This is a genomic window from Micromonospora sp. LH3U1, from assembly GCF_028475105.1.
Classification (GTDB): Bacteria; Actinomycetota; Actinomycetes; order Mycobacteriales; family Micromonosporaceae; genus Micromonospora.
This window is the reverse complement of sequence record NZ_CP116936.1, coordinates 1,238,316-1,261,634: the sequence shown is the minus strand read 5'-3', so window position 1 is coordinate 1,261,634 and position 23,319 is coordinate 1,238,316. Positions and strand designations below refer to the sequence as shown.

Genomic DNA, 23,319 nt, shown 5'->3' with positions numbered 1-23,319 from the left:
GGCCGGGGCGATCAACGGCGGGTGATGCCGCTTGCTTCGTGAAAGTTCTCATGCATAGAGTCGGCTCATGAATGAAGGAACTGTCGCCGCACCCGCTGACCGGGTGCTCGACCTGTTCCAAGGGGTGCGGCTCACTCCCACCCAACGCCGGATCGCCCACTGCCTCGTGCAACACGCGCCCGCCGTGGCGTACCTGTCCGCCGCCGAGGTCGCCGAGTTGGCCGGGGTCAGCCAGCCATCCGTCACCCGGTTCGCCGTCGCGCTCGGCCACGACGGCTACCCGGCACTGCGCCGCCGGCTACGCGACCTCACCACCGCCACGCCGGGTGGGTCGGGGGACGCCGGCAACGAACTCCAGCAGGCGGTACGCGCGGAAATGGGCAACCTGGACCGGCTGGCCGCTCAGCTCGCCGACCGGGACCGGATCGCCGAGACCGGGCGGTTGCTCGCCGAGAGCCGACCGTTGCCGGTGCTCGGCCTGCGCGCCGCCGCGCCGTTGGCCGCGTACTTCGCCTACTTCGCGGCCAAGGTGCACCCGGACGTGCGGGTGCTCGACGACGGCGGCAGCCTGCTCACCGACCGTCTGGAACAGGCGGCCGAGGCCGGGGCGTCCGCCGTGCTCGCCTTCGTGCTGCCCCGCTACCCCAGAGAGACGCTGGACGCGCTGCGCGACGCCCGCGCCGCCGGGCTGACCGTGGTGGCGATCACCGACTCGCCGGTCAGCCCGGCCACCGAGCACGCCGACGTGGTGCTCCCCGCCGCGGTCGGCGCGCGGCTCGTCTTCGACCTGCACACCGCACCGATGACCCTGGCCATGGTGCTGTTGCAGGCGATCTGCGATGCCGCGCCGGCCGACACCCAGCGCCGACTGGAGGCTTTCGAAGCCTCTGCGGCCCGCCGACAGTTGTTCCTCGGATGACCGGAGGAGAACCAGAGATGACCCAGCCCGTCCGTGCCGCTCGGGGCAGCCAGCTCACCACCCGTGGGTGGCCGCAGGAGGCCGCCCTGCGGATGTTGATGAACAACCTCGACCCCGAGGTGGCCGAACGCCCCGACGACCTGGTGGTCTACGGCGGCACCGGCAAGGCGGCGCGGGACTGGCCGTCGTACCACGCGTTGGTCCGCACGCTGACCGACCTGCGCGAGGACGAGACGATGCTGGTGCAGTCGGGCCGCCCGGTCGGCGTCCTGCGTACGCACGAGTGGGCGCCGCGGGTGCTGCTGGCCAACTCCAACCTGGTCGGCGACTGGGCGACCTGGCCGGAGTTTCGCCGGTTGGAGCAGCTCGGCCTGACCATGTACGGGCAGATGACCGCGGGTTCGTGGATCTACATAGGCACCCAGGGCATCCTCCAGGGCACGTACGAGACGTTCGCGGCGGTGGCCGCCAAGAGGTTCGCGGACACCCTCGCCGGCACGCTGACGCTGACCGCCGGTTGCGGCGGGATGGGCGGCGCGCAGCCCCTCGCGGTCACCATGAACGGCGGCGTCTGCCTGATCGTCGACGTGGACCGCACCCGACTCGACCGTCGGGTGCACGACCGCTACCTGGACGAGGTCGCCGACTCCCTGGACGACGCGGTCGAGCGGGTCCTCGCGGCGAAGCGGGACCGCCGGGCGCTGAGCGTCGGCGTGGTCGGCAACGCCGCCGAGGTCTTCCCGGAGCTGCTCAGCCGCGGCGTCGAGATCGACATCGTGACCGACCAGACCAGCGCGCACGACCCACTGGCGTACCTGCCGGTCGGGGTGGAGCTGGCCGAGGCCCGTGACTACGCCGCCGCGAAGCCGGCCGAGTTCACCGACCGGGCCCGGGCGTCGATGGCGAAGCACGTCGAAGCGATGGTCGGCTTCCTCGACGCCGGCGCCGAGGTGTTCGACTACGGCAACTCGATCCGGGGCGAGGCGCAGCTCGGCGGTTACCAGCGCGCCTTCGACTTCCCCGGCTTCGTGCCCGCGTACATCCGGCCGTTGTTCTCCGAGGGCAAGGGCCCGTTCCGGTGGGCGGCGCTCTCCGGCGACCCGGCCGACATCGCCGCCACCGACCGGGCCATCCTCGACCTGTTCCCGGAGAACGAGTCCCTGGCCCGGTGGATCAAGCTGGCCGGCGAGCGGGTCGCCTTCCAGGGCCTGCCGGCCCGGATCTGCTGGCTCGGCTACGGCGAACGGGACAAGGCGGGCGTGCGGTTCAACGAGATGGTCGCCTCCGGCGAAATCTCCGCACCGATGGTCATCGGTCGGGACCACCTCGACGCCGGCAGCGTCGCCAGCCCGTACCGGGAGACCGAGGCGATGGCCGACGGCTCCGACGCGATCGCCGACTGGCCTCTGCTCAACGCCCTGGTCAACACGGCCAGCGGCGCGTCCTGGGTGTCCATCCACCACGGCGGCGGCGTGGGCATCGGCCGGTCGATCCACGCCGGGCAGGTCTGCGTGGCCGACGGCACCGCCCTGGCCGGTCAGAAGATCGAGCGGGTGCTCACCAACGACCCGGCGATGGGCGTCATCCGGCACGTCGATGCCGGCTACGACATCGCCCGCGAGGTCGCCGACCGCACCGGCGTCCGGGTCCCGATGACCGAGGGACCCGCGTGAGCGCGAGGAGTGCAGCGCAGCGGAGCCCCGCAGTCGCGAACAACGGAGACGCAGCGACCGACGACCTTCCCGCCCGGTTCCGGGCTCTCTGGAACGAGATCGCACCGGTCGGGCGGGACGCCGACAGCGGCGGCTACCTGCGCTACGCGTTGACCGAGCCGGAGTTGGAGCTGCGGGCCTGGTTCCGCGCGCAGGCCGAGCAGCGCGCCATGCCGGTCACCGAGGACGGCAACGGCAACCTCTTCGCCCACTGGGGTGACCCGGAGGCCGCCGACGCGGTGCTCACCGGCAGCCACTTCGACTCGGTCCCACACGGCGGGGCGTACGACGGGCCGCTCGGCATCGTCAGCGCGTTCCTCGCCGTGGACGAACTGCGCGCCGCCGGTGCCACCCCGGTCCGACCGTTGGTGCTGGGCGCGTTCGTCGAGGAGGAGGGTGCGCGCTTCGGCGTACCGTGCCTGGGGTCGCGGCTGCTCACCGGGGCGCTGCCGCCCGACCGCGCGGCCGGCCTGCGCGACGCGGCCGGGGTGAGCTTCGCCGAGGCGCTCGGCGACCGGCCGGCGGGTGCCCGCCCGGAGCTGCTGGGCCGGTTCGGCGCCTTCGTGGAGTTGCACGTCGAGCAGGGTCGCGCGCTCGTCGAGACGGACGCGCCGGTCGCGGTGGCCAGCGCGATCTGGCCGCACGGCCGGTGGCGCTTCGATGTCGTCGGCGAGGGCAACCACGCGGGTACCACCCGGATGGCCGACCGCCGCGACCCGATGCTCACGTACGCGTTCACGGTGCTGGCGGCCAACAAGGAGGCCCGGCTACGCGGCGCGCACGCCACCGTGGGCCGGGTCGCCGTCGAACCCAACGCCACCAACGCGATCCCGTCGAAGGTGACCGGCTGGCTGGACGCCCGGGCCGCCGACCCGCAGACCCTGGCCGGGCTGGTCGACGCGGTTCGGGGCAAGCTCGCGGAGCGGGCCCGCCGTGACGGTACGGCGGTGACGGTCACCGAGGAGTCGGCGACACCGCTCGTCGCCTTCGACGGCGGGCTGGCCGAACGGCTGGCCACGCTGCTCGACGCGCCGGTGCTACCGACCGGTGCGGGGCACGACGCCGGGGTGCTCGCCGCGCACCTGCCCACCGCGATGCTGTTCGTGCGCAACCCGACCGGGGTGTCGCACTCCCCGGCCGAGACCGCGACCGACGACGACTGCGCCGCCGGGGTCCGGGCGCTGGCCCAGGTGTTGAAGGAGCTGACATGCCGGTGACACCGACCCGCTGGCTCGCCGAGTACGCCTGGCTGCCCGAGCACGCCGAACCCACACCCGATGTGCTCATCGAGGTCGAGGACGGCCGGATCAGCGCAGTGACGCCACTGACGCCCGAAAGTCAGCCACCGGCCGGGGTCGAGGTGCACGCCGACGCGGTGCGGCTGCCCGGTCTGACCCTGCCCGGCCTGTCCAACGTGCACTCGCACGCCTTCCACCGGGCGCTGCGCGGGCGTACCCACGGCGGTCGGGGCGACTTCTGGACCTGGCGGGACCAGATGTACGCGGTCGCGAACCGACTGGACCCGGACACCTACCTGGCCCTGGCCCGGGCCGTCTACGCCGAGATGGCCCTCGCCGGGATCACCTGCGTGGGCGAGTTCCACTATCTGCACCACCGGCCCGACGGCGGCGCCTACGACGACCCGAACGCGATGGGCGCCGCGCTGGTGGAGGCCGCCGCCCACGCCGGGATCCGGCTCACCCTGCTGGACACCTGCTACCTGACCTCCAGCGTGGACGGTCAGGCGCTCGCCGGGCCCCAGCGCCGCTTCGGTGACGGCGACGCGACCCGCTGGGCCGAGCGGGCGGCGGCGTTCCAGCCGACGGACTCCCACGCCCGGGTCGGCGCGGCCGTGCACTCGGTGCGGGCCGTCCCGGCCGACCAACTGCGTACGGTCGCGGACTGGGCCCGGGAGCGGCAGGCCCCGCTGCACGTGCACCTCTCCGAGCAGCCCGCCGAGAACGACGAGTGCCGGGCCGTGCACGGGCGCACGCCCACCGCGCTGCTCGCCGAGCACGGCGTGCTCGGGCCGGACACCACCGCCGTACACGCCACCCACCCGACCAGCGCCGACCTGACACTGCTCGGGGAGAGCCGGACCGGGGTGTGCCTCTGCCCGACCACCGAACGGGACCTCGCCGACGGGATCGGCCCGGCCCGGCGGATGGCCGACGCGGGGATCCGGTTGAGCCTGGGCAGCGACAGCCACGCCGTGATCGACCTGTTCGAGGAGGCCCGGGCGGTGGAGCTGGACGAGCGGCTGCGTACCCGCCGCCGCGGCCACTTCGCGCCGGTCGACCTGCTGACGGCGGCCAGCACCGCCGGGCACGCCGCGTTGGGTTGGGCCGACGCCGGCAGGATCGCCGTCGGTGCCCGCGCCGACCTGGTGACGGTACGGCTGGACAGCTCCCGCACCGCCGGGGTGCCGCCGGTGGGCGTGTTCTTCGCGGCGTCCGCGGCGGACGTCGAGCAGGTCATGGTGGACGGCCGGGTGGTGGTGGCCGAGGGCCGACACCTGAGCGTGGACGTACCGGCCGAGCTGTCGGCGTCCATCGAGGCGGTGACGCCGGCATGAGCAGTCTGCTGGTCGACAACATCGGGGAGCTGGTCACCAACGGTGTCGGCGAGGGCCCGCTGGGCATCCGCCGCGACGCGGCCGTGCTGGTCGAGAACGGCCGGGTGGCCTGGGTCGGCCCGTCCGCGCACGCGCCGGCCGCCGACCGACGGGTCGACGCCGACGGGTCCGCCGTGCTGCCCGGCTTCGTGGACAGCCACGCCCACCTGGTCTTCGCCGGCGACCGGGCCGCCGAGTTCGCCGCCCGGATGGCCGGTCAGCCGTACACCGGCGGGGGCATCCGGACCACGGTCGGCGCGACCCGGGCCGCCACCGACGACGAGCTACGGGCCACCGTGCGCCGGCTGCGCGCGGAGGCGCTGCGCCAGGGCACCACGACCATGGAGATCAAGAGTGGGTACGGGCTGACCGTCGCCGACGAGGCCCGCTCGCTGCGGATCGCCGCCGAGTCCAGCACCGAGACCACCTTCCTCGGCGCGCACGTGGTGCCCGCCGAGTACGCCGACCGTCCCGACGACTACGTCGAGCTGGTCTGCGGGCCGATGCTGGCCGCCGCCGCGCCGCACGCGAAGTGGGTCGACGTGTTCTGCGAGCGGGGCGCCTTCGACGTCGACCACGCCCGGGCCATCCTGGTCAGCGGTCAGGCCGCCGGGCTGGGCGTACGCATCCACGCAAACCAGCTCGGCCCCGGCGGCGGGGTGCAACTCGGAGTGGAGTTGGGCGCGGCGAGCATCGACCACTGCACCCACCTCAGTGATGCCGACGTGGCCGCGCTTGTCGGCACGGCCCACGGCGACGGGTCGGGGACCCACACGGTGGCGACTCTGTTGCCCGGGGCGGAGTTCTCCACCCGCTCGCCCTACCCGGACGCCCGCCGACTGCTCGACGCCGGTGTCACCGTGGCGCTGGCCACCGACTGCAACCCCGGCTCGTCGTACACCTCGTCCATGCCGTTCTGTGTGGCCCTGGCGGTTCGCGAGATGCGGATGACCCCGGCGGAGGCGGTCTGGGCCGCGACCGCCGGTGGCGCGCGGGCCCTGCGCCGCGATGACATCGGCGTTCTCACCCCCGGCGCGCGGGCCGACCTGATCGTGCTGGACGCGCCGTCGTACCTGCACCTGGCCTACCGGCCCGGTGTCCCCTTGATCCGCCAGGTAATGCGCAACGGAGTGCCGCAATGACGACCGTGACCATCCAACCCACCGGAATCTCCGCCGACGACGTGCTCGCGGTGGCCCGCGCCACCGCCACGGTCGTCCTCGACCCGGCCACCATCGACGCGATGGCGACCAGCCGGGCCATCGTGGACGGTATCGAGTCGTCCGGCCGCCCCGTCTACGGGGTCTCCACCGGGTTCGGGGCGCTGGCCAACACCTTCATCGCCCCGGAGCGGCGGGCCGAGCTGCAACACGCGCTGATCCGCTCGCACGCGGCCGGGGTGGGCGCACCGATGCCGCGTGAGGTGGTCCGGGCCATGATGCTGCTGCGGGTCCGGTCCCTCGCGCTGGGCCGCTCCGGGGTCCGGCCGCTGGTCGCCGAGGCCCTGATCGACCTGCTCAACCACGACATCACCCCCTGGGTGCCGGAACACGGTTCGTTGGGCGCGTCCGGCGACCTGGCACCGCTGGCGCACTGCGCGCTGGTGCTGCTCGGCGAGGGCTGGGTCCTCGGCCCGGCCGGCGAGCGGCAGGACGCGGCCGACGCGCTGACCGCCGCCGGGCTCAAGCCGATCGAGCTGGCCGCCAAGGAGGGGCTGGCGCTGATCAACGGCACCGACGGCATGCTCGGCATGCTGCTGCTGGCCATCCACGACGCCGCGCACCTGTTCGCCATGGCCGACGTGACGGCCGCGCTGGCCATCGAGGCGATGCTCGGCTCGGAGCGGCCGTTCCTGCCCGAGCTGCACGCGATCCGGCCGCACCCCGGTCAGGCCGCGTCGGCGGCGAACATCCACCGGCTGCTGCAAAACTCCCGGGTGATGGACTCGCACCGCGACGACCTGGCGCACGCCGTGCAGGACGCGTACTCGATGCGCTGCGCGCCGCAGGTCGCCGGCGCGGCCCGCGACACCCTGGACTTCGTCCGCACGGTCGCGGGCCGGGAGCTGGTGTCCGTGGTGGACAACCCGGTTGTGCTGCCGGACGGCCGGGTCGAGTCGACCGGTAACTTCCACGGCGCGCCGCTCGGCTTCGCCGCGGACTTCCTCGCCATCGCCGCCGCCGAAGTGGGCGCGATCGCCGAACGGCGGGTGGACCGGCTACTCGACGTGACCCGCTCCCGGGAGCTGCCGGCGTTCCTCTCCCCCGACGCCGGGGTCAACTCCGGGCTGATGATCGCCCAGTACACGGCTGCCGGGATCGTCGCGGAGAACCGCCGCCTGGCCGCCCCCGCGTCGGTGGACTCGCTGCCCACCAGCGGCATGCAGGAGGACCACGTCTCGATGGGCTGGGCGGCGGCCAAGAAGCTGCGCACGGTGCTGGACAACCTCACCAGCCTGCTCGCGGTGGAGCTGCTGGCCGGCGTACGCGGCCTTCAGCTGCGCGCCCCGCTGGAGCCGTCACCGGCCGGCCGGGCGGCCGTCGCCGCGCTCGGCCCGGCAGCCGGCGAGCCCGGCCCGGACGTGTTCCTCGCTCCCGTGATGGAGGCGGCCCGTGCCGTCCTCGCCGGGCCGGAGTTGCGCGCTGCCATCGAACGGGAGGTCGGCCCGCTGGGCTGACCTCCGTCGGGTCGCTGTCGTCCGCCGCGGGTCAGGCGGCGGGCGGCAGCACCTTGGCGATCAGCTTGGCCAGCTCGCGCAGCGCCTTGCCCCGGTGGCTGATCGCGTCCTTCTCGGCCGGGGTCAGCTCGGCGTTGGTCCGGTCCTGTCCGTCGCCCAGGAAGATCGGGTCGTAGCCGAACCCACCATCACCGCGCGGAGCACGCAGCACCCGCCCGGACTGCCGGCCGTCGACGAGGTGCTCCTTGCCGCCGGGCAGCACCAACGCCACCGTGCAGACGAACGAGGCCGCCCGGTGTTCGTCGGGCACGTCGGCGATCTGGTCCAGCACCAGCTGAAGGTTGGCCCGGTCCTCGCCGTGCTGGCCGGACCACCGGGCGCTGAACACACCCGGCATCCCGTTGAGCGCGTCCACCGCGAGCCCGGAGTCGTCGGCGATGGTCGGCAGCCCGCTCTGCCGGCACCCCTCCCGCGCCTTGATCAGCGCGTTCTCGCCGAAGGTCAGGCCGGTCTCCGGCAGCTCCGCGTACTGCTCGACGTCGTCCAGCCCGAGCAGGGCGATCCGGTGCGCGCCGAGCGCGCCGTCCAGGATCCGCTGAAGCTCCACCAGCTTCTTACGGTTACGGGTGGCGAGCAGGACCTTGTTCACAGGAGAGCCTTCCGCTGGGCTTCGGCCAACTCGTTGCAGCCCGCCACGGCCAGGTCGAGCAGACTGTCGAGCTGGTCCCGGGCGAACACGCCCGCCTCGCCGGTGCCCTGCACCTCGACGAAGTCACCCGCACCGGTGCACACCACGTTCATGTCCACCTCGGCGGCGACGTCCTCCTCGTAGCAGAGGTCGAGCCGCGCCTCGCCGGCGACGATCCCGACGCTGACCGCCGACACCGACCGGTGCATCACCTTCTCCGGCTTGGCGGTCAACGCCTTGCGGGCGGCAAGCCAGCCCACCGCGTCGTGCAACGCCACGTACGCGCCGGTGATCGCGGCCGTGCGGGTGCCACCGTCGGCCTGGAGCACGTCGCAGTCGAGCACCACCGAGTTCTCGCCGAGCGCCTTGAGGTCGATGCTGGCTCGCAGGCTACGGCCGATCAGCCGGGAGATCTCGTGTGTGCGGCCACCGACCCGGCCCTTGACGCTCTCCCGGTCGGAGCGGGTGTTGGTGGCCCGGGGCAGCATCGCGTACTCGGCGGTCACCCAGCCGAGCCCGGAACCCTTGCGCCAGCGGGGCACCCCCTCGGTGACGCTTGCCGTGCAGAGCACCCGGGTGCCGCCGAACTCGACGAGCACCGAGCCCTCCGGATGGGTGCTCCAGCCTCGGGTCAGGGTCACCGGTCGAAGTTGAGAGGGCCCTCGCCCGTCAGGTCGCGCCATGCCTGCACCCTATGCGGTGCGGTGAGTCACCTCGCTCGGGGTGCCCCGACCAGCGTTCACGTCGTGCACCCTGAGAAACCCGGTGACCGCCGCCGGCCACCCGAACTCCTCGGCCCTGGCCCGGGCGTTCCGCCGCCGCTCCGCCTCCGGCCGGGCCGCCAGGCGGTTCACCGCGGCGGCCATCGACTCCCCGAGCCGTACGCGGCCAGCCCGGCCGCACCGACCACCTCGGGCAGCGCGCTCGCCGCGTTGACCACCACCGGGGTGCCACAGGCCAGCGCCTCCAGCCCGGCGAGGCCGAAGGTCTCCACCGGGCCGGGTGCCAGCACCACGTCCGCGCTGGCCAACAACGCGGCCACCGCCGCGCGGTCCGGCAGGAAGCCGGTGAACGTGACCGGCAGCCCCGCCGCCCGCCGGGCCAGCGCGCCGCGCAGCGGGCCGTCGCCGGCCATCACCAGCACCGCCGGTACGCCCTCCCGGCGCAACTCGGCCAACGCCTGCACGGCCAACTCCGGCCGCTTCTCCGGGGACAGCCGGGCGCAGTGCACCAACAACAACTCGACAGAGTCGGCGTACCGCTCGCGCAGCACTGGGTCGGCCCGGTCCGGGTGGAAGGTGTCCAGGTCCACCCCGAGTGGCACCAGGTCCACGTTGTCGGCGCCGATCCGGTCGAACTCCTCGGCAGCCCACCGGGTCGTGCAGACGATCCGGTCGTACGCCCGGCTGGTCGCCCGATTGAGCCGGTCGGCGATCGGCCGGCGCAGCGCGTCCGGCACGCCCCACTGGCCGAGCAGCCCGGTCAGCGACTCGTGCGACACCAGCACCGACGGCACCCCGTGTGCCCGCGCCCACCGTCCCGTCCACCGCAGCGACGACCGGTCGGAGACCTCCAACCGGTCCGGCGCCAGGTCGGTGAGCAGCCGGGCCAACCGGCGCCGACCGGTCAGCAGCCGGTAACCGCCGCTGCCGGGCAGCTCCGGGCCGGGCACAGTGATGACCCGACCCCACGGGTACGACTCGTCGGCGGCCCTCTGGCCGGGTATCACCAGCACCGGATCGTGCCCGGCCGCCCGGTAGCCCTCCCCGAGGTGCCGCAGCGCGGTACGCAGACCACCGGAGCGTGCCGTCACGAAGTTGGCGAGCCGCACGATCCGCAGCCCGTCGGCAGTCCCGGTCACGACGCGGCCGGGAGGCCAACGGTCGCCGCCACGGCGCGTACCGCGTGGTAGTGCCCGATCAGCTCGTCGCCGACGGACGCCCAGCTACGCCGACTGACCGCGACCCGGGCGGCCCGCCCGTAGGCCCGCCGCCGGTCGGCGTCGCCGGCCAGGTCGGCCACCGCGGCGGCCAGCGCGTCGCCGTCGTCCGGCGGCACCAGCAGCCCGGTCACCCCCTGGTCGACCAGGTCGACCGGGCCGCCGCTGGCCGGTGCCACGACCGGCACCCCGGAGGCCAGCGCCTCCTGGATGGTCTGGCCGAAGGTCTCGTGCGGTCCGGTGTGTACGAACAGGTCCAGGCTGGCGTAGAGCCGGGCCAGGTCCTCGCCGTGCTGCACGCCCAGGAAGGTCACCCCAGGCAGCTCCCGGGCCAGCTGGCGGCGGGCCGGACCGTCGCCGGCCACCACCACCCGTACGCCGGGCAGCCGCGACGTCGCCGCCAGCAGCTCCACCCGCTTCTCCGGGGCGAGCCGGCCGACGTAGCCGACCAGCAGCTCACCGTTGGGTGCCAGCCGGTCCCGGAGTGCCGCACAATGTTTGGCCGGATCGAAGCGGACGGCGTCCACGCCGCGGCGCCACAGCCAGATCCGCTGCACACCGTTGGCGATCAGGTCGGCGGCGGCACGGGTGGACGGGGCGAGGGTGCGCTGGGCCGAGTTGTGGATCTCCCGGATCCGACGCCAGGCCGCCGCCTCACCCCAGCTCACCCGGTACGCCCGCGCGTACGCCGCCACATCGGTCTGGTAGACCGCCACCGTGGGCAGCCCGCGCCGGCTGGCCACCGTGGCCGCCCGTGCGCCGAGGACGAACGGACTGGCCAGGTGGACCACGTCCGGCTCGGCCGACAGCAGCGCCCCGGTCAACCGGGTGGTGGTCGGCACACCCAGCCGGAAGCCCTGGTAGCGGGGCAGCGGCACGCTGGGGATGCGCACCACCGGATACGGCAGCCGGTCGATGCTCTGCCGGCCGGCACCGGGCGGGGCGGGCGCGATGACCACCGGCTCGTGGCCACGTTCAAGCAGGTGCTCCGCCGTGCGCACCACGGAGTGCGCGACGCCGTTGACGTCCGGTGGGAACGACTCGGTCACGATGGCGATCCGCATGCCCACACCGTGCGGGTGCCACCGGTGCGCCAGGCGACGGTCCGCTGACCGGCCGGCGAACACTACGGCACAACACCGCGGCCCCGCCGTCCCACGCAGGACGTGGTGGGTCAGACGTCGTAACTGGCGCCGGGTCGCACCACGTCGATCGGTCCGGTGTACGCCGTGGCGGCCGACTCCAACGTGTGCGCCTCGCTGCCCCAGGCAGGCACGAGATGGGTGAGCAGCAGCCGGCCCACCTCGGCCTTCGTCGCCGCCTCACCAGCCTCGCGGCCGGTCAGGTGCAGATCCGGCGGGTTGTCCATGCCGTCGAGGTAGCTGGCCTCGCAGAGGAAGACGTCGGCGTTCTGGGCCAGCCGCAGCAGCGCCTCACAGGGCGCGGTGTCCGACGAATAGCACAGCGACCGGCCGCCGTGCTCCAGCCGCACCCCGTACGTCTCGACGGGGTGATTGACCCGGTCGACGGTGACCGCGAACGGGCCGATCGGGAAGGTGCCCGGCTGCAGGGCGTAGAACTGGTAGACGTCCTCCACCGAACTTTCGTCGCCGTAGGCGGCACTGAGCCGGTCCGGGGCACCGGAGGGCGCGTACACCGGCAGTGCCGGGAAGGGGCCGTCCGGGGCGTACCGGCGCACCACCACGTACAACACGGCGTCGAACATGTGGTCGCAGTGCAGATGGGTCAGCAGGATCGCGTCCGGGGCGTGCAGCCCCGCGTACCGCTGGAGGCTGGACAGCGACCCCGAACCGAAGTCGACCAGGAGCCGGAAGCCGTCGGCCTCGACGAGATAGGCCGAGCAGGGCGACTCGGGGCCAGGAAAACTGCCGGCGCTTCCCAGAACGGTCAGTCGCATCGAGTTGTCTCGCTGTTACTGTCAGTAGCATCCGTGCCGGCCGTTGCCTCAGACATGATCTCTACCGACGCGTACGTCACGCTGCGCAGCCTACGCTGGAGCACCCGGCAGCAAGAATGATCCAACGGAAGTTGTCACGAACGTGACACCCGCTCACGGTGCGGCGGGCAGCGTACGGGCCGTCGACGTACATCGACGGCCCGCACGTGGGAAGACCAATTCGGTCAGGCCCAGAGCTGCCCCTCCAGGGCGTCCTCGGCATCAGCGAGCGTGCCGCCGTACGCGCCGGTGGACAGGTACTTCCAGCCGCCGTCGCAGACCACGAAGGCCACGTCGGCTCGCCGCCCGTCGCGGACCGCCTCGTGCGCCACCGCGAGTGCGGCATGCAGGATGGCGCCCGTGGAGAAGCCAGCGAAGATCCCCTCCACCTCCACGAGCTGGCGGGTGCGCAGCACCGCGTCCCGGGTGCCGACCGAGAAACGCCGGTTGAGCACCGTGGCGTCGTAGAGCTCCGGCACGTACCCCTCGTCGATGTTGCGCAGGCCGTAGACCAGCTCGCCGTAGCGCGGCTCGGCGGCAACGACCTGAATGCCGTCGACCTTCTCCCGCAGGTAACGCCCGGTGCCCATCAGGGTGCCGGTGGTGCCGAGCCCGGCCACGAAGTGCGTGATGGTGGGCAGGTCGTGCAGCAACTCCGGCCCGGTCGTCTCGTAGTGCGCCCGCGCGTTGGCCTCGTTGCCGTACTGGTAGAGCATCACCCAGTCCGGGTGCTCGGCCGAGATCTGCTTGGCGGTGGCGACCGCCTGGTTGGAACCACCCGCCGCCGGCGAGAAGATGATCTCGGCCCCGTACATTCGGAGCAGTTGGACCCGCTCGGTGGAGACGTTCTCGGGCATCACGCAGACCAACCGGTAGCCGCGCAGCTTGGCCACCATCGCCAACGAGATGCCGGTGTTTCCACTCGTCGGCTCGAGGATGGTGTCACCCGTCCGGAGCCGGCCGGCCTCCTCCGCCGCACGGACCATGAACATCGCCGCGCGGTCCTTGATGCTGCCGGTGGGGTTCCGGTCCTCCAGCTTGGCCCAGAGCCGCACCGGCGGTGCCCCGTCGGGCACCGTCGGCGAGAGCCGGGGCAGCCCGACCAGCGGCGTACCCCCACAGGCGTCGAGCAGGCTGTCGTACCGCGCCATGGCGGCCGACCTCAGCGAGCCGCGGCAGCGGCGCTGTGCGAACTGATCGCCGCGGCAGCGGCGCTGTGCGAACTGATCGCCGCGGCAGCGGCGAAGCCGAACGCGCCGCCCGCCACGGCCGGCAGGATGGTGACGCTGTCGCCGTCGGAGAGCTTGGCGTCCAGCGCACCGAGGAAGCGGACATCCTCGTCGTTCACGTAGACGTTGACGAAGCGGTGCAGCGTGCCAGCCTCGGTGATCAGCCGGCCGCGCAGGCCGCCGTGCCGGGAATCCAGGTCGCTGAGCAGATCGGCGAGAGTGTCGCCGGTGCCGTCGACGACCTTGGCGCCGCCGGTGTAGCTGCGCAGGATGGTGGGGATGCGAACCTCAATGGCCATGATGTCGAGCTCCTCGATCAGGTGTGCCTACGGTGACGGGACGAGAAGGGTGCGGACGCTGACGGGTCAGCGGCCGGAACACTCGTAGTCGACCGTCGCCGGGCTCTGCCCGAACATGTACGACTGGACGGCGTGCGGATCGACGCCGGCCCCCACGACCCGGACCGGCTCCTCGGTGACCACGCCGTCGACGATCCGGAACGACCGGATCTCCTCCGCGTCGGGCTCACGGGTCGAGACGAGCAGGTAGTGCGCACCCGGCTCACCGGCGAACGAGACATCAGTCCGCGACGGGTATGCCTCGGTGGCGGTGTGCGAGTGGTAGATGACCACGGGCTCCTCGTCCCGGTCGTCCATCTCCCGCCACACCCGCAGGTGTTCCATCGAGTCGAACTCGTAGAAGGTCATCGACCGCGCGACATTGTCCATCGGGATGTGCCGGGTCGGGGTGTCGCTGCCGACGGGACCGGCGACCACGCCGCACGCCTCGTCGGGGTGATCCCGGCGCGCGTGGGCGACGATCGCGTCGATGATCGACCGGTCGATACTCAGCACGTGGACCAGCCTAACGCCTGATGAGCACGGACCGAAGTGGTGCCGGTCACGCTTAGTCGATCAAGGCGTTGAGCAGCGATTCCTGCAAATACCCGAGGTACGCGTAGACCGAAAGCTGGAACACCCGGCTGGAACCCGGGTCGTCAGCGACCGCGTCGTCCAACTCCTCACCCAGGTCCGTGCCGTCTTTGATCTCCAGTCGGACGCCCATCGCGAGGCGGGCGTCGTTCAGCGCCCGCAACCACGCCTCGGCCGCCTCGGCGTCCAACCGCACCTCACCGCCGGCATCGTCGGGCAGCGCGGCAAGGATCGCCCCCGCCTGATCGATCTTCCCGGTCTTCAGGTCGCCCTCGGTGTAGCGGCGGAACTCGGCCGTGCCGGGAGCGTCCTGCGGATAGACCGCCGGGAAGAGCCGACCCACGACCGGGTCGGTGTGGTCGAAGCCATCGGTGAGCAGGCCGACCACCTCGGAGGCGACCTTGCGCAGCACCCGCACCTCGTCGACGGCGAAGGTGGCGACGTAGCGGCCGGCCTGGCGACGGAACATGCTCACGATCGGTCCACCGTCGCCCACAGCCCGTACGCGTGCAGCTGCGACGCGTCGTGCTCCATCCGCTCCCGGGCACCGGTGGAGACCACGGCACGGCCCTTGTGATGCACGTCCAGCATCAGTTGCTCGGCCCTCTCCCGGCTGTAGCCGAAAAGCTTCTGAAAGACCCAGGTCACGTACGTCATCAGATTGACCGGGTCGTCCCACACGATCGTCACCCACTGCCGGTCGGACGCCGGCACCTCATCAGTGGCCGGCGTCTCGACCGGTGCAACCTGCGGAGCCGCCATGCCCCCCATCGTGCCACCGGTTTCCCGGAACCGAGGAACCGGAACGCCGGCCCGGCGTGGATCGCCCACCCCGGGCACCCCCGACCCGCCCCGGACGTCATCGGACGCGCGGTGCGGTGCGGACCCGGACCGAGGAGCGGCCACGCCGTCAGGCGAGCAGGATGCCGTGATCGATTGCATCGGAGAGCACCGCGCCCAGCGAGAGGCGGATCACCTCGAACCGTCGGGAGATCTCCCGGGACAACCCCAACTCGACCTCGCGCACCGCCCGCTGGGACCAGGCCCGCGCTGCGCTGTGGTCGTCGTTGCCGGGCGTACGCCACTGCTGCCAGCACCCGCCGGAGAGCGCCACCGCGACCGGCGGGAGCACCTCGTCGCGGGACGCCGTCGGATAGCTGGCAAGAGCATCGATGGCGTCCGGGCCGGTCAGGCCGGCCACCCCCGCGGTGCTGGTGATGAGCAGAACCTTGTCCAGCTCGTGGCCGGGCCGGTGATCGGCCAGACCGTACTGCACGGCGGTGGCGATCCGCCGTCGCACACCTTCGGTCGGCGGCGCGCCGAGCACCCGGGTCGCGACGTCGGCCATGATGCCGCGCACCGCCTGGTCGCACTGCGCGGTGGCCAACAGCGACAACGCCGCCATCTCCCGGTCCAGTAGGTCCGGTAGGCCCGCGCAACCGACCCCGAACACGATCTCCTGGACTGCCCGCAGGTGGATGTTCGCCAGTTCCAATGCGAGGTGCTGGCGGATCCGCTGCGCACACGAGCGGGTGTGCCGGTCGAGCCGCTCGGACCAGTCCCCCGGGTCGGCGGCCACCACGACCCGGCCGTGCTGGCCTGGCAGCACCGGTGGGTCGACGCTGGCCCGCTGCAACCCCTCACGCGACGACCAACCCACCAGAGTCCGCCGCAGGTCGGCGGCGGACTCGGCGTCGTCGACCGGGCACCACCGCGCTCCGGCCAGTGACGGCACCGCGGCCAGTAGCGCCGCCCGGTGCGCCGCAACGGTCACCGCGGCCGCATCCATCTCTGTGGCGCCACTGCCGGCCGACGGGACGGACGCCCCCGCGCCCTCCGTAGTCGCCGCGCCGTCGGTCAGCGGGGCCCAACCCGCCGCACCGGGGGTGACCGCGAAGACGACCTCCACCGAGGTCGGGGCGACCTCGGCGAGCAGGTTCAGCTCAGCGGCGGTGAACGCCTGGTCGGCGGCGATCACGAAGAGCAGCGCACCGGCTCGGCCCACCGCGTCGAGCAGCACCCGGTTGCCGGCCAGGCCGAGCGTGACGGTGTCCGGAACGTCGATGAGGGTGAAGTGCCGCAACAGTGGCTCCGGCACGCTCAGCTCGACCCGCCGGGGCGGACGGGCCAGTGCCGGGCCGGCGGCGTCTCGGTCCGCGCCATACGAGTGCGGCAGCCGGTAACCCGGCACGAACGCCGCCCGGGTGGGCACCTTGGCGTCGCGCACCACCAACCAACTGCCCGCCGGCACGGTGAGCATGACCGGGTCGAGCCCCAGCAGGGTGGCGAGCACGGCGCGCCGCTCGGCACCGGCCGGGCCGACGGCCACCACGCCGAGCGGCTCCTCCGGGCCGGGGCCGGTCACGCCCACCCGGGTGGGCAGCGGGCCGCAGCTGGGCAGGTCGGTTGGGCTGGCCATGTCGTCCGGCGACTCGACCGAGGGGAGAGGGCCCTGCTTCATCAGGCGGCCTCCCAGGGCAGGTGACCGGTTGCCCGGTCGTCTGAAAATTCCGGCGAGGAAACCCGGATGTCGGAAGACTACGGGCGGGCCGATAGCCGGGCGGAACACCTCGGATACTCACCGGTAATTGTGCGATTACTCAACTTCGTTGGGTGACGGTTCGGGCGCGGACGGATTCCGATCGATATGCTGCGCGGATGAGTCCATGGAGGTTCGTCGGCCGGACCGATGAGCTGAACCGCCTGCTGGCGGCGGTCACCGGCGAGGCTGGCCGAGGGCTCTTCTTCAGCGGCAGCGCGGGCATCGGCAAGAGCCGGTTGCTGCGCGAGGGCGTCAGCGCCCTGCCCACCGACCGGTTCGCCATCTGGACCATCGCGGCCAGCGCCACCACCGCCGCGCTGCCGTTCGGCGGGCTGGTGCAGGTCCTCCCCGCCGAGCAGCCTCAGGGCCTCTCCCCCGCCGGCATCCTGCGCTGGGCGCTCAACGTGCTGCAACAGCAGGCGGCTGGCCGACGGATCGTGCTCGCCATCGACGATGCCCACCTGCTCGATCCGCCCTCGGCGGCACTCGTGCACCTGGTCGCCCGCGCGGAGAACGCTACCGTGGTCGGCACCCTGCGCGACGGCGAGCAGATCCCGCTGCCGATCCGCGCACTCTGGACCGACGACCTGGTCGAGCACGTCGAGCTGACCCCGATGCCGCAGGCGGAGACCGCTGGCCTGCTGGCGGCGATCCTGGGCGGCCCGGTCGATGACAACTCGGCCGACCGGCTCGGCCGGCTGTCGGCAGGAAATCCGCTGCTGCTGCGGGAGTTGGTGCACGCCGCCAGCGGCAGCGCGGAGTTGAAGCAGACCTACGGGATCTGGAAGTGGACCGGGCGACTGGAGCTGGCGCCCAACCTGACCGACCTGATCGACACCCGGGTCGGGAAGCTCACCGACGGCGTCCGCGCGGTCGTCGAGCTGGTGGCGTTCGGCGAACCACTCGGCCTGCACCTGCTCAAGCAGGCCGCCGACCAGGTGGACGTGGAGACCGCGGAGGAACGCGGGCTGATCAGCGTGGTCCAGCACGACCGGCGGACCAACGTCCGGTTGGCTCACCCGCTCTACGGCGAGGTGATGCGCCGACGCTGCCCGGTCAGCCGTACCCGCCGACTTCAGGCACACCTCGCGGAGCTGCTGGAGCAGGTCGGCAAGCGCCGCCGCGACGACCTGCTGCGGGTGGCCGTCTGGCGACTCGACTCGGGCACCGCACAGGACCCGGCCCTGCTGGTGGACGCCGCGGTCCAGGCGTTCACCCGCTACGACGTGCCGCTGGCCACCCGCCTGGCGCGTGCCGCGCTGAACGCGGACGGCGGCTCCGACGCGGCCGAACTGCTGGCGACCATCCTGATGTTCGCCGACCGGCCCGACGAGGCGATCGACGTCCTCGACGCGGTGACTCCCGAGCCCGGCGACGAGCGACGGCTGTGCCGCTGGCTGACCGTGCGCGGGATGGTCAGCTACTGGGGGCTGAGCCGGGAGTCCACGGTGGAGGAGATCGCGAGCCGGGTCGAGCAGGTCAGCGACTCCGCCGACCGGTCCCGGGTGCACGCCTTCGAAGCGATCATGCGCCTGCACCGACTCGACACGGACACTGCGGTGCGGCTCAGCCAACGCGTACTGGACCGGCCGGCGGCCGGCGTCGCCGCCCGCGAGCTGGCCCGTTCCACCATCGCGTATGTCCAGGCCGCGCAGGGCCAACTGAACCGCAGCGGTAAGGCGATCGCCCAGGTGCACTCCGCCGCTGCCAACTGGCGCACCGACATGCCGTACCTGCAACTGGCCCTGGAGCTGGCCCGGGGCACCAGGCTCATGCTCACCGGCGACCTGGCCGGGATCGACGCGATCGTGGCGGACGAGTTCGCCGACCTGGCTGGTGCCGGGGACTTCCGGCTCGGCACCGGCTACCTGGCCATCCTTCAGGCGTACGCGTGCCGGCTGCGCGGGCAGAGCGACGCGGCCATGCGGGCCTCGCTGGGTGCCTGCGCGGTGCTGGCCACCAGCCGGGTCTACGCCGGTCTGGCCCAGGCCGAGCGCGCCCAGTCGGCGGCGCTGCGCGGTGACGCCGCGCAGGCGGCCGCGGCGATGGCCGAGGCGGACCGCACCCACGCGCCGGGCATGGCCGTGCTCTACCCGTGGCTGGAGCAGGCCCGGGGTGCGACGCTCGCCGCGTCGGGCGACCTGCCGGGCGCGGTCAAGCACCTCGGCGACCTGGTGGACCGGCTGCGGTCGGATGGTTTCGCCGGGCACGAGGTGCACGTCCTACACGATCTCGTCCGGCTGGATCAGGCCGGCATGCCGGTCGGGCCCACCTGCTCCGATGGTGGTCGGCGCACCGTCGCGCAGCGCCTCGCCGAGCTCTCCGAGCGGGTCGACGGGGTGCTCCCGCCGCTGCTGGCCCGGCACGCCCGCGCCGCGGTGACCGACTCCGCCACAGATCTGCTCGCGGTCGCCGACGACTATGCCGCGCTCGATTTGAGCGTGTACGCAGCCGAGGCCACCTCCCAGGCCGTGCAGCGGTTACGCCGGGAGCACTCGGCGGCGGCCAACGATGCCCGGGAACGCCTGGCCGGGTTGCTCGGGCGCTGTGACCTGATCCGGACGCCGGCACTGGAGGCGGGCGCGCCGGTGCTCACCGAGCGGGAGTGGCAGGTGGCCCGTCTCGCCGCGCACGGTGCGCCCAGCCGGGCCATCGCCGAACGGCTCTACCTCTCGGCGCGCACTGTGGAGAACCACCTCCAGCGGATCTACGCCAAGCTCGGCGTGACCGGCCGGGCCGAGCTGTGGGCCGCGCTGCGCGCTATCCCGGGCCACGACGGCAGCGACCGGAGCTGAACCTTAGGCTGGGGCGGTGAGTACCCACCGCCCCGCGCTGCTGACCGACCACTACGAGCTGACCATGGTCAGCGCGGCACTGAAGGACGGCACCGCCGACCGCCGTTGTGTCTTCGAGGTGTTCAGCCGCCGGTTGCCGAGCGGCCGGCGGTACGGCGTGGTCGCCGGCACGGCCCGGCTGATCGAGCTGATCCGCGACTTCCGATTCGACCCCACGGAGGTCGACTTCCTGCTGCGGACCGGGGTGGTCGACGACGCGGCGGCGGCCTGGCTCACCGACTACCGCTTCACCGGCGACATCGACGGGTACGCCGAGGGTGAACTGTTCTTCCCCGGCTCACCGATCCTGACCGTCTCTGGCGGTTTCGCCGAGTGCGTGGTGCTGGAGACGGTGGCGCTCTCCGTGCTCAACCATGACAGCGCGGTGGCCGCAGCGGCGGCGCGGATGGTGACCGCGGCGCGGGGCCGGGCGCTGATCGAGATGGGGTCGCGTCGGGCGCACGAGGAGGCGGCGGTGGCCGCGGCGCGGGCCGCGTACCTGGCCGGGTTCCGGTTCACGTCCAACCTCGCCGCCGGCGCGCGCTACGGCATCCCGACGGCGGGCACCGCGGCGCACGCGTTCACCCTGCTGCATGACGACGAGCGGGCGGCGTTCGCCTCGCAGGTCGCCACGTTGGGCAAGGACACCACGCTGCTGGTCGACACGTACGACATCAGCCAGGGCATCCGCAACGCCATCGCGGTGGCCGGGCCAGAGCTACGGGCGATACGGATCGACTCGGGCGACCTGGCGGTCATCGCTCAGCAGTCCCGGGAGCTGCTCGACTCGCTGGGCGCCACCGAGACCAAGATCATCGTTTCCGGTGACCTGGACGAGTACGCGATCGCCTCGCTGGCCGCCGAACCGGTCGACATGTACGGCGCCGGCACTGCCGTGGTCACCGGCTCAGGTGCGCCGACCGCCGGACTGGTCTACAAGCTCGTCGAGGTCGAGGGACGGCCGGTGGTGAAGCGCTCCGAGCACAAGGCGACCATCGGCGGCCGGAAGGTCGCGGTTCGTCGACACAAGCCGACCGGCACCGCCACCGAGGAGATCATCGTCCCGCAGGGCGTGCCGGACCGGCAGCCCAACGACCGCATGCTCCAGCACTCGTTCGTGGTCGCCGGCGAGCCCGTGTCGCTGCCCACCCTCGACGAGTCCCGTGAGCACCTGCGCGAATGCCTGATCTCCATCCCGTGGGAGGGGCTGAAGCTCTCGGCCGGCGACCCGGCCGTGCCGGTCACCGTCGTACCCGCCGACTGAACTCGTCCAGGACTCCGCCCAGACCGACCACGAGGAGAAGGATCCCCCAATGGCCAACGCTCTGATCATCGTGGACGTGCAGAACGACTTCTGTGAGGGCGGCTCGCTGGCCGTCGTGGGCGGCGCGGGGGTGGCCGCCGGCATCTCCCGGCTGCTCACCTCCGAGCCGGACCGGTGGGCGCACGTGGTCGCCACCAAGGACTACCACGTCGACCCCGGTGCGCATTTCGGCGATCCGCCCGACTTCGTGGAGTCCTGGCCCCGGCACTGCGTGGTCGGCACCAGCGGCTCGGAATTCCACCCTGATCTGGACACTGGTCGGGTCGAGGCGATCTTCCACAAGGGCGAGCACGCGGCGGCGTACTCCGGGTTCGAGGGGCACGCCGACGACGGCGAGTGCCTGGCCGACTGGCTGCGCCGGCACGACGTGGATCAGGTCGACGTGGTCGGCATCGCCACCGACCACTGCATCCGGGCGACCGCGCTGGACGCCGCCCGGGAGGGTTTCGCCACCACCGTCCTGCTTGAGTTGACCGCCGCGGTCGCTCCGGCGACCACCGACGTGGCACTCCGCGCCATGGACGGTGCCGGGGTGACCCTGCACGGCCAGCCTGTGATCAGGGCCGCATGAGAGCGTAATTGGTTGGCCATCGGACCCCCGCCAGTCGAGGATGGCGCCGGAGGTACGGACCCACGTGAACATGAAGCCTTACCGGCGCGCGCTCGCCCTGCCCGGCCTGCGGTCGCTGCTGCTGGTCGCCGTCCTCGCCCGCATCCCGCTCACCGCGACCGGGGTGACGCTCACCTTCCACGTGGTGTTCGACCTTGATCGAGGCTATGGGGCCGCTGGCCTGGTGGGTGCGGCCATCACCGTGGGCGCGGCGATCGGTGGGCCGCTACTCGGCCGACTGGTGGACCGGCGTGGCCTACGCCCGGTTCTGGTGCTCACCGGCATCGCCGAGGCGATCTTCTGGTCCACCGCGCCCTCGCTGCCGTACCCCCTGTTGCTGCCCGCCGCCTTCGTGGCCGGCTCCCTGGCCCTGCCCATCTTCTCCGTGGTCCGTCAGTCGATCGCCGCGCTGGTCCCGGAGGACCAACGCCGCCCGGCGTACGCACTGGACTCGATGTCGGTGGAGCTGTCCTTCATGATCGGCCCGGCGTTGGCCGTGGCCCTGGTCACCGCGATCTCCGCGCAGACCACCATGTACCTGGTCGGCGGCGGCATCGTCGCCGCCGGCATCGCCCTGTGGCTGGTCAACCCACCGATCCGCGGTGCCGCCGAGCCCACCGGCCCACGGCGCCGGGTGCCGCGCCGGGAGTGGCTGACGCCCCGACTGCTCGCCGTCCTGGCGCTCAGCGCCGCCGCGACCCTGGTGCTCGGCGGCACCGACGTGGCGGTGGTCGCCGTGCTGCGTGCCAGCGGCGAAGTCGGCTGGACCGGCGCGGTGCTGGCCATCTGGGCGGTCGCCTCACTGGCCGGCGGGTTCGCCTACGGGGCAGTCCACCGCTCGTTCTCCCCGCTGGCACTGACCGCCGCACTCGCACTGTGCACCATCCCGGTCGGGCTGGGCGGAGCGCACTGGTGGCTGCTGTGCCTGGCGCTGATCCCGGCCGGCGCGCTCTGCGCGCCGACCATCGCGGCCGGATCAGACGCGGTCAGCCGCCTGGTTCCGGCCGAGGTACGCGGTGAGGCGATGGGCCTGCACGGGTCTGCGGTCACCGTCGGCATCGCGATCGGCGCGCCGCTCGCCGGCGCGGTGATCGACGCCAGCACGCCGCTCTGGGGCTTCGTGGTCACCGGCGCGCTCGGCGCACTGGTCACCCTGGTGGTGCTCCCGATCGAGCTGCGCCGCCGCCGCAACACCGCAGAGCCCGCCCTACCGACGCCCACCGAAGCAGACCTAACCCCCACCGCCCGCTAACACCGGCCCGCCGCACCCACCCACCCACCCCACCCCACCCCACCCCGCGTCGATCTAGGGCAGATCGCTGTCAAGTGATCTCTACCCACG

21 protein-coding genes are annotated in these 23,319 nt (G+C 72.7%); 10 read left to right on the top strand and 11 right to left on the bottom strand.

The features are described from left to right. Positions 1-67 precede the first annotated feature (67 nt). From PCA76_RS05855 to hutH, 6 genes are all read left to right on the top strand, one after another. On the top strand, positions 68-919 hold the full coding sequence (locus tag PCA76_RS05855) for a MurR/RpiR family transcriptional regulator (protein WP_272615856.1): 852 nt from the start codon (positions 68-70) through the stop codon (positions 917-919). 17 nt (positions 920-936) lie between these two features. Then, positions 937-2,592 (top strand): urocanate hydratase, encoded by a 1,656-nt coding sequence (gene hutU / locus PCA76_RS05850; RefSeq protein ID WP_272615855.1) that lies wholly within the window; start codon positions 937-939, stop codon positions 2,590-2,592. Positions 2,593-2,690: 98 nt separating this feature from the next. After that, positions 2,691-3,848, top strand: coding sequence for an allantoate amidohydrolase (locus tag PCA76_RS05845; protein ID WP_272619203.1), 1,158 nt, complete (start codon positions 2,691-2,693; stop codon positions 3,846-3,848). After that, entirely contained in the window at positions 3,839-5,206 is a 1,368-nt protein-coding gene (locus PCA76_RS05840) for a formimidoylglutamate deiminase (protein WP_272615853.1), read from the top strand. Before PCA76_RS05845 ends, PCA76_RS05840 begins: the two co-directional genes overlap by 10 nt. After that, on the top strand, positions 5,203-6,387 hold the full coding sequence (gene hutI / locus PCA76_RS05835) for an imidazolonepropionase (RefSeq protein ID WP_272615842.1): 1,185 nt from the start codon (positions 5,203-5,205) through the stop codon (positions 6,385-6,387). Before PCA76_RS05840 ends, hutI begins: the two co-directional genes overlap by 4 nt. Further along, the gene (gene hutH / locus PCA76_RS05830; protein ID WP_272615836.1) at positions 6,384-7,922 is read left to right on the top strand and encodes a histidine ammonia-lyase; all 1,539 of its coding nucleotides are present in this window, start codon (positions 6,384-6,386) and stop codon (positions 7,920-7,922) included. The genes hutI and hutH overlap by 4 nt, the downstream gene beginning before the upstream one ends. A 31-nt stretch (positions 7,923-7,953) precedes the next feature. Here the strand turns inward: hutH and rdgB are convergent, their stop codons facing one another. The 11 genes from rdgB to PCA76_RS05775 form a co-directional block, all read right to left on the bottom strand. Beyond that, positions 7,954-8,571: an RdgB/HAM1 family non-canonical purine NTP pyrophosphatase gene (rdgB, locus tag PCA76_RS05825; protein ID WP_272615835.1), complete on the bottom strand. Its 618-nt coding sequence runs from the start codon at positions 8,569-8,571 to the stop codon at positions 7,954-7,956. Beyond that, a complete protein-coding gene (rph, locus tag PCA76_RS05820) occupies positions 8,568-9,293 on the bottom strand; it encodes a ribonuclease PH (RefSeq protein ID WP_272615834.1) in 726 nt (241 codons plus the stop codon). Before rph ends, rdgB begins: the two co-directional genes overlap by 4 nt. A gap of 167 nt (positions 9,294-9,460) precedes the next feature. After that, entirely contained in the window at positions 9,461-10,471 is a 1,011-nt protein-coding gene (locus tag PCA76_RS05815; RefSeq protein ID WP_336298049.1) for a glycosyltransferase, read from the bottom strand. After that, positions 10,468-11,613: a glycosyltransferase family 4 protein gene (locus tag PCA76_RS05810; RefSeq protein WP_272615833.1), complete on the bottom strand. Its 1,146-nt coding sequence runs from the start codon at positions 11,611-11,613 to the stop codon at positions 10,468-10,470. The genes PCA76_RS05815 and PCA76_RS05810 overlap by 4 nt, the downstream gene beginning before the upstream one ends. A 110-nt stretch (positions 11,614-11,723) precedes the next feature. Next, on the bottom strand, positions 11,724-12,467 hold the full coding sequence (locus tag PCA76_RS05805; protein ID WP_272615831.1) for an MBL fold metallo-hydrolase: 744 nt from the start codon (positions 12,465-12,467) through the stop codon (positions 11,724-11,726). Positions 12,468-12,691: 224 nt separating this feature from the next. Beyond that, positions 12,692-13,657: a PLP-dependent cysteine synthase family protein gene (locus PCA76_RS05800; RefSeq protein WP_272615830.1), complete on the bottom strand. Its 966-nt coding sequence runs from the start codon at positions 13,655-13,657 to the stop codon at positions 12,692-12,694. 11 nt (positions 13,658-13,668) lie between these two features. Next, on the bottom strand, positions 13,669-14,034 hold the full coding sequence (locus tag PCA76_RS05795; RefSeq protein WP_272615827.1) for a MoaD family protein: 366 nt from the start codon (positions 14,032-14,034) through the stop codon (positions 13,669-13,671). 66 nt (positions 14,035-14,100) lie between these two features. Beyond that, positions 14,101-14,589: a M67 family metallopeptidase gene (locus PCA76_RS05790; RefSeq protein WP_272615825.1), complete on the bottom strand. Its 489-nt coding sequence runs from the start codon at positions 14,587-14,589 to the stop codon at positions 14,101-14,103. A 52-nt stretch (positions 14,590-14,641) separates the two neighbouring features. Then, positions 14,642-15,136, bottom strand: coding sequence for a DUF2017 domain-containing protein (locus PCA76_RS05785; protein WP_272619201.1), 495 nt, complete (start codon positions 15,134-15,136; stop codon positions 14,642-14,644). A gap of 2 nt (positions 15,137-15,138) precedes the next feature. Further along, positions 15,139-15,429: an ATP-dependent Clp protease adapter ClpS gene (gene clpS / locus PCA76_RS05780; RefSeq protein WP_179782374.1), complete on the bottom strand. Its 291-nt coding sequence runs from the start codon at positions 15,427-15,429 to the stop codon at positions 15,139-15,141. Between the two features lie 148 nt (positions 15,430-15,577). Then, positions 15,578-17,128 (bottom strand): hypothetical protein, encoded by a 1,551-nt coding sequence (locus PCA76_RS05775; protein WP_272615823.1) that lies wholly within the window; start codon positions 17,126-17,128, stop codon positions 15,578-15,580. A gap of 197 nt (positions 17,129-17,325) precedes the next feature. Here PCA76_RS05775 and PCA76_RS05770 point away from each other — a divergent pair, with 197 nt between their 5' ends. The 4 genes from PCA76_RS05770 to PCA76_RS05755 are packed head-to-tail and all read left to right on the top strand — an operon-like array spanning position 17,326 to position 23,229. Then, on the top strand, positions 17,326-20,004 hold the full coding sequence (locus PCA76_RS05770) for a LuxR C-terminal-related transcriptional regulator (RefSeq protein ID WP_272615821.1): 2,679 nt from the start codon (positions 17,326-17,328) through the stop codon (positions 20,002-20,004). Between the two features lie 16 nt (positions 20,005-20,020). Then, entirely contained in the window at positions 20,021-21,307 is a 1,287-nt protein-coding gene (locus PCA76_RS05765; protein WP_272615819.1) for a nicotinate phosphoribosyltransferase, read from the top strand. A gap of 49 nt (positions 21,308-21,356) precedes the next feature. Beyond that, positions 21,357-21,938 carry an isochorismatase family protein gene (locus tag PCA76_RS05760; RefSeq protein WP_272615818.1) on the top strand — a complete coding sequence of 194 codons (582 nt, stop codon included), beginning with the start codon at positions 21,357-21,359 and terminating at the stop codon, positions 21,936-21,938. A gap of 40 nt (positions 21,939-21,978) precedes the next feature. Further along, positions 21,979-23,229: an MFS transporter gene (locus tag PCA76_RS05755; RefSeq protein WP_272615816.1), complete on the top strand. Its 1,251-nt coding sequence runs from the start codon at positions 21,979-21,981 to the stop codon at positions 23,227-23,229. Positions 23,230-23,319: the final 90 nt, after the last annotated feature.

What these genes read in the sequence shown, in the direction of transcription:
- PCA76_RS05805 (WP_272615831.1), bottom strand. Translation starts at nt 12,467, where the DNA reads ATGCGACTGACCGTTCTGGGAAGCGCCGGCAGTTTTCCTGGCCCCGAG.
- PCA76_RS05795 (WP_272615827.1), bottom strand. Translation starts at nt 14,034, where the DNA reads ATGGCCATTGAGGTTCGCATCCCCACCATCCTGCGCAGCTACACCGGC.
- hutI (WP_272615842.1), top strand. Translation starts at nt 5,203, where the DNA reads ATGAGCAGTCTGCTGGTCGACAACATCGGGGAGCTGGTCACCAACGGT.
- PCA76_RS05755 (WP_272615816.1), top strand. Translation starts at nt 21,979, where the DNA reads ATGGCGCCGGAGGTACGGACCCACGTGAACATGAAGCCTTACCGGCGC.
- PCA76_RS05840 (WP_272615853.1), top strand. Translation starts at nt 3,839, where the DNA reads ATGCCGGTGACACCGACCCGCTGGCTCGCCGAGTACGCCTGGCTGCCC.
- clpS (WP_179782374.1), bottom strand. Translation starts at nt 15,429, where the DNA reads ATGGCGGCTCCGCAGGTTGCACCGGTCGAGACGCCGGCCACTGATGAG.
- rph (WP_272615834.1), bottom strand. Translation starts at nt 9,293, where the DNA reads ATGGCGCGACCTGACGGGCGAGGGCCCTCTCAACTTCGACCGGTGACC.
- PCA76_RS05770 (WP_272615821.1), top strand. Translation starts at nt 17,326, where the DNA reads ATGAGTCCATGGAGGTTCGTCGGCCGGACCGATGAGCTGAACCGCCTG.
- PCA76_RS05855 (WP_272615856.1), top strand. Translation starts at nt 68, where the DNA reads ATGAATGAAGGAACTGTCGCCGCACCCGCTGACCGGGTGCTCGACCTG.
- hutU (WP_272615855.1), top strand. Translation starts at nt 937, where the DNA reads ATGACCCAGCCCGTCCGTGCCGCTCGGGGCAGCCAGCTCACCACCCGT.
- PCA76_RS05760 (WP_272615818.1), top strand. Translation starts at nt 21,357, where the DNA reads ATGGCCAACGCTCTGATCATCGTGGACGTGCAGAACGACTTCTGTGAG.
- PCA76_RS05785 (WP_272619201.1), bottom strand. Translation starts at nt 15,136, where the DNA reads ATGTTCCGTCGCCAGGCCGGCCGCTACGTCGCCACCTTCGCCGTCGAC.
- PCA76_RS05800 (WP_272615830.1), bottom strand. Translation starts at nt 13,657, where the DNA reads ATGGCGCGGTACGACAGCCTGCTCGACGCCTGTGGGGGTACGCCGCTG.
- PCA76_RS05775 (WP_272615823.1), bottom strand. Translation starts at nt 17,128, where the DNA reads ATGAAGCAGGGCCCTCTCCCCTCGGTCGAGTCGCCGGACGACATGGCC.
- PCA76_RS05810 (WP_272615833.1), bottom strand. Translation starts at nt 11,613, where the DNA reads ATGCGGATCGCCATCGTGACCGAGTCGTTCCCACCGGACGTCAACGGC.
- hutH (WP_272615836.1), top strand. Translation starts at nt 6,384, where the DNA reads ATGACGACCGTGACCATCCAACCCACCGGAATCTCCGCCGACGACGTG.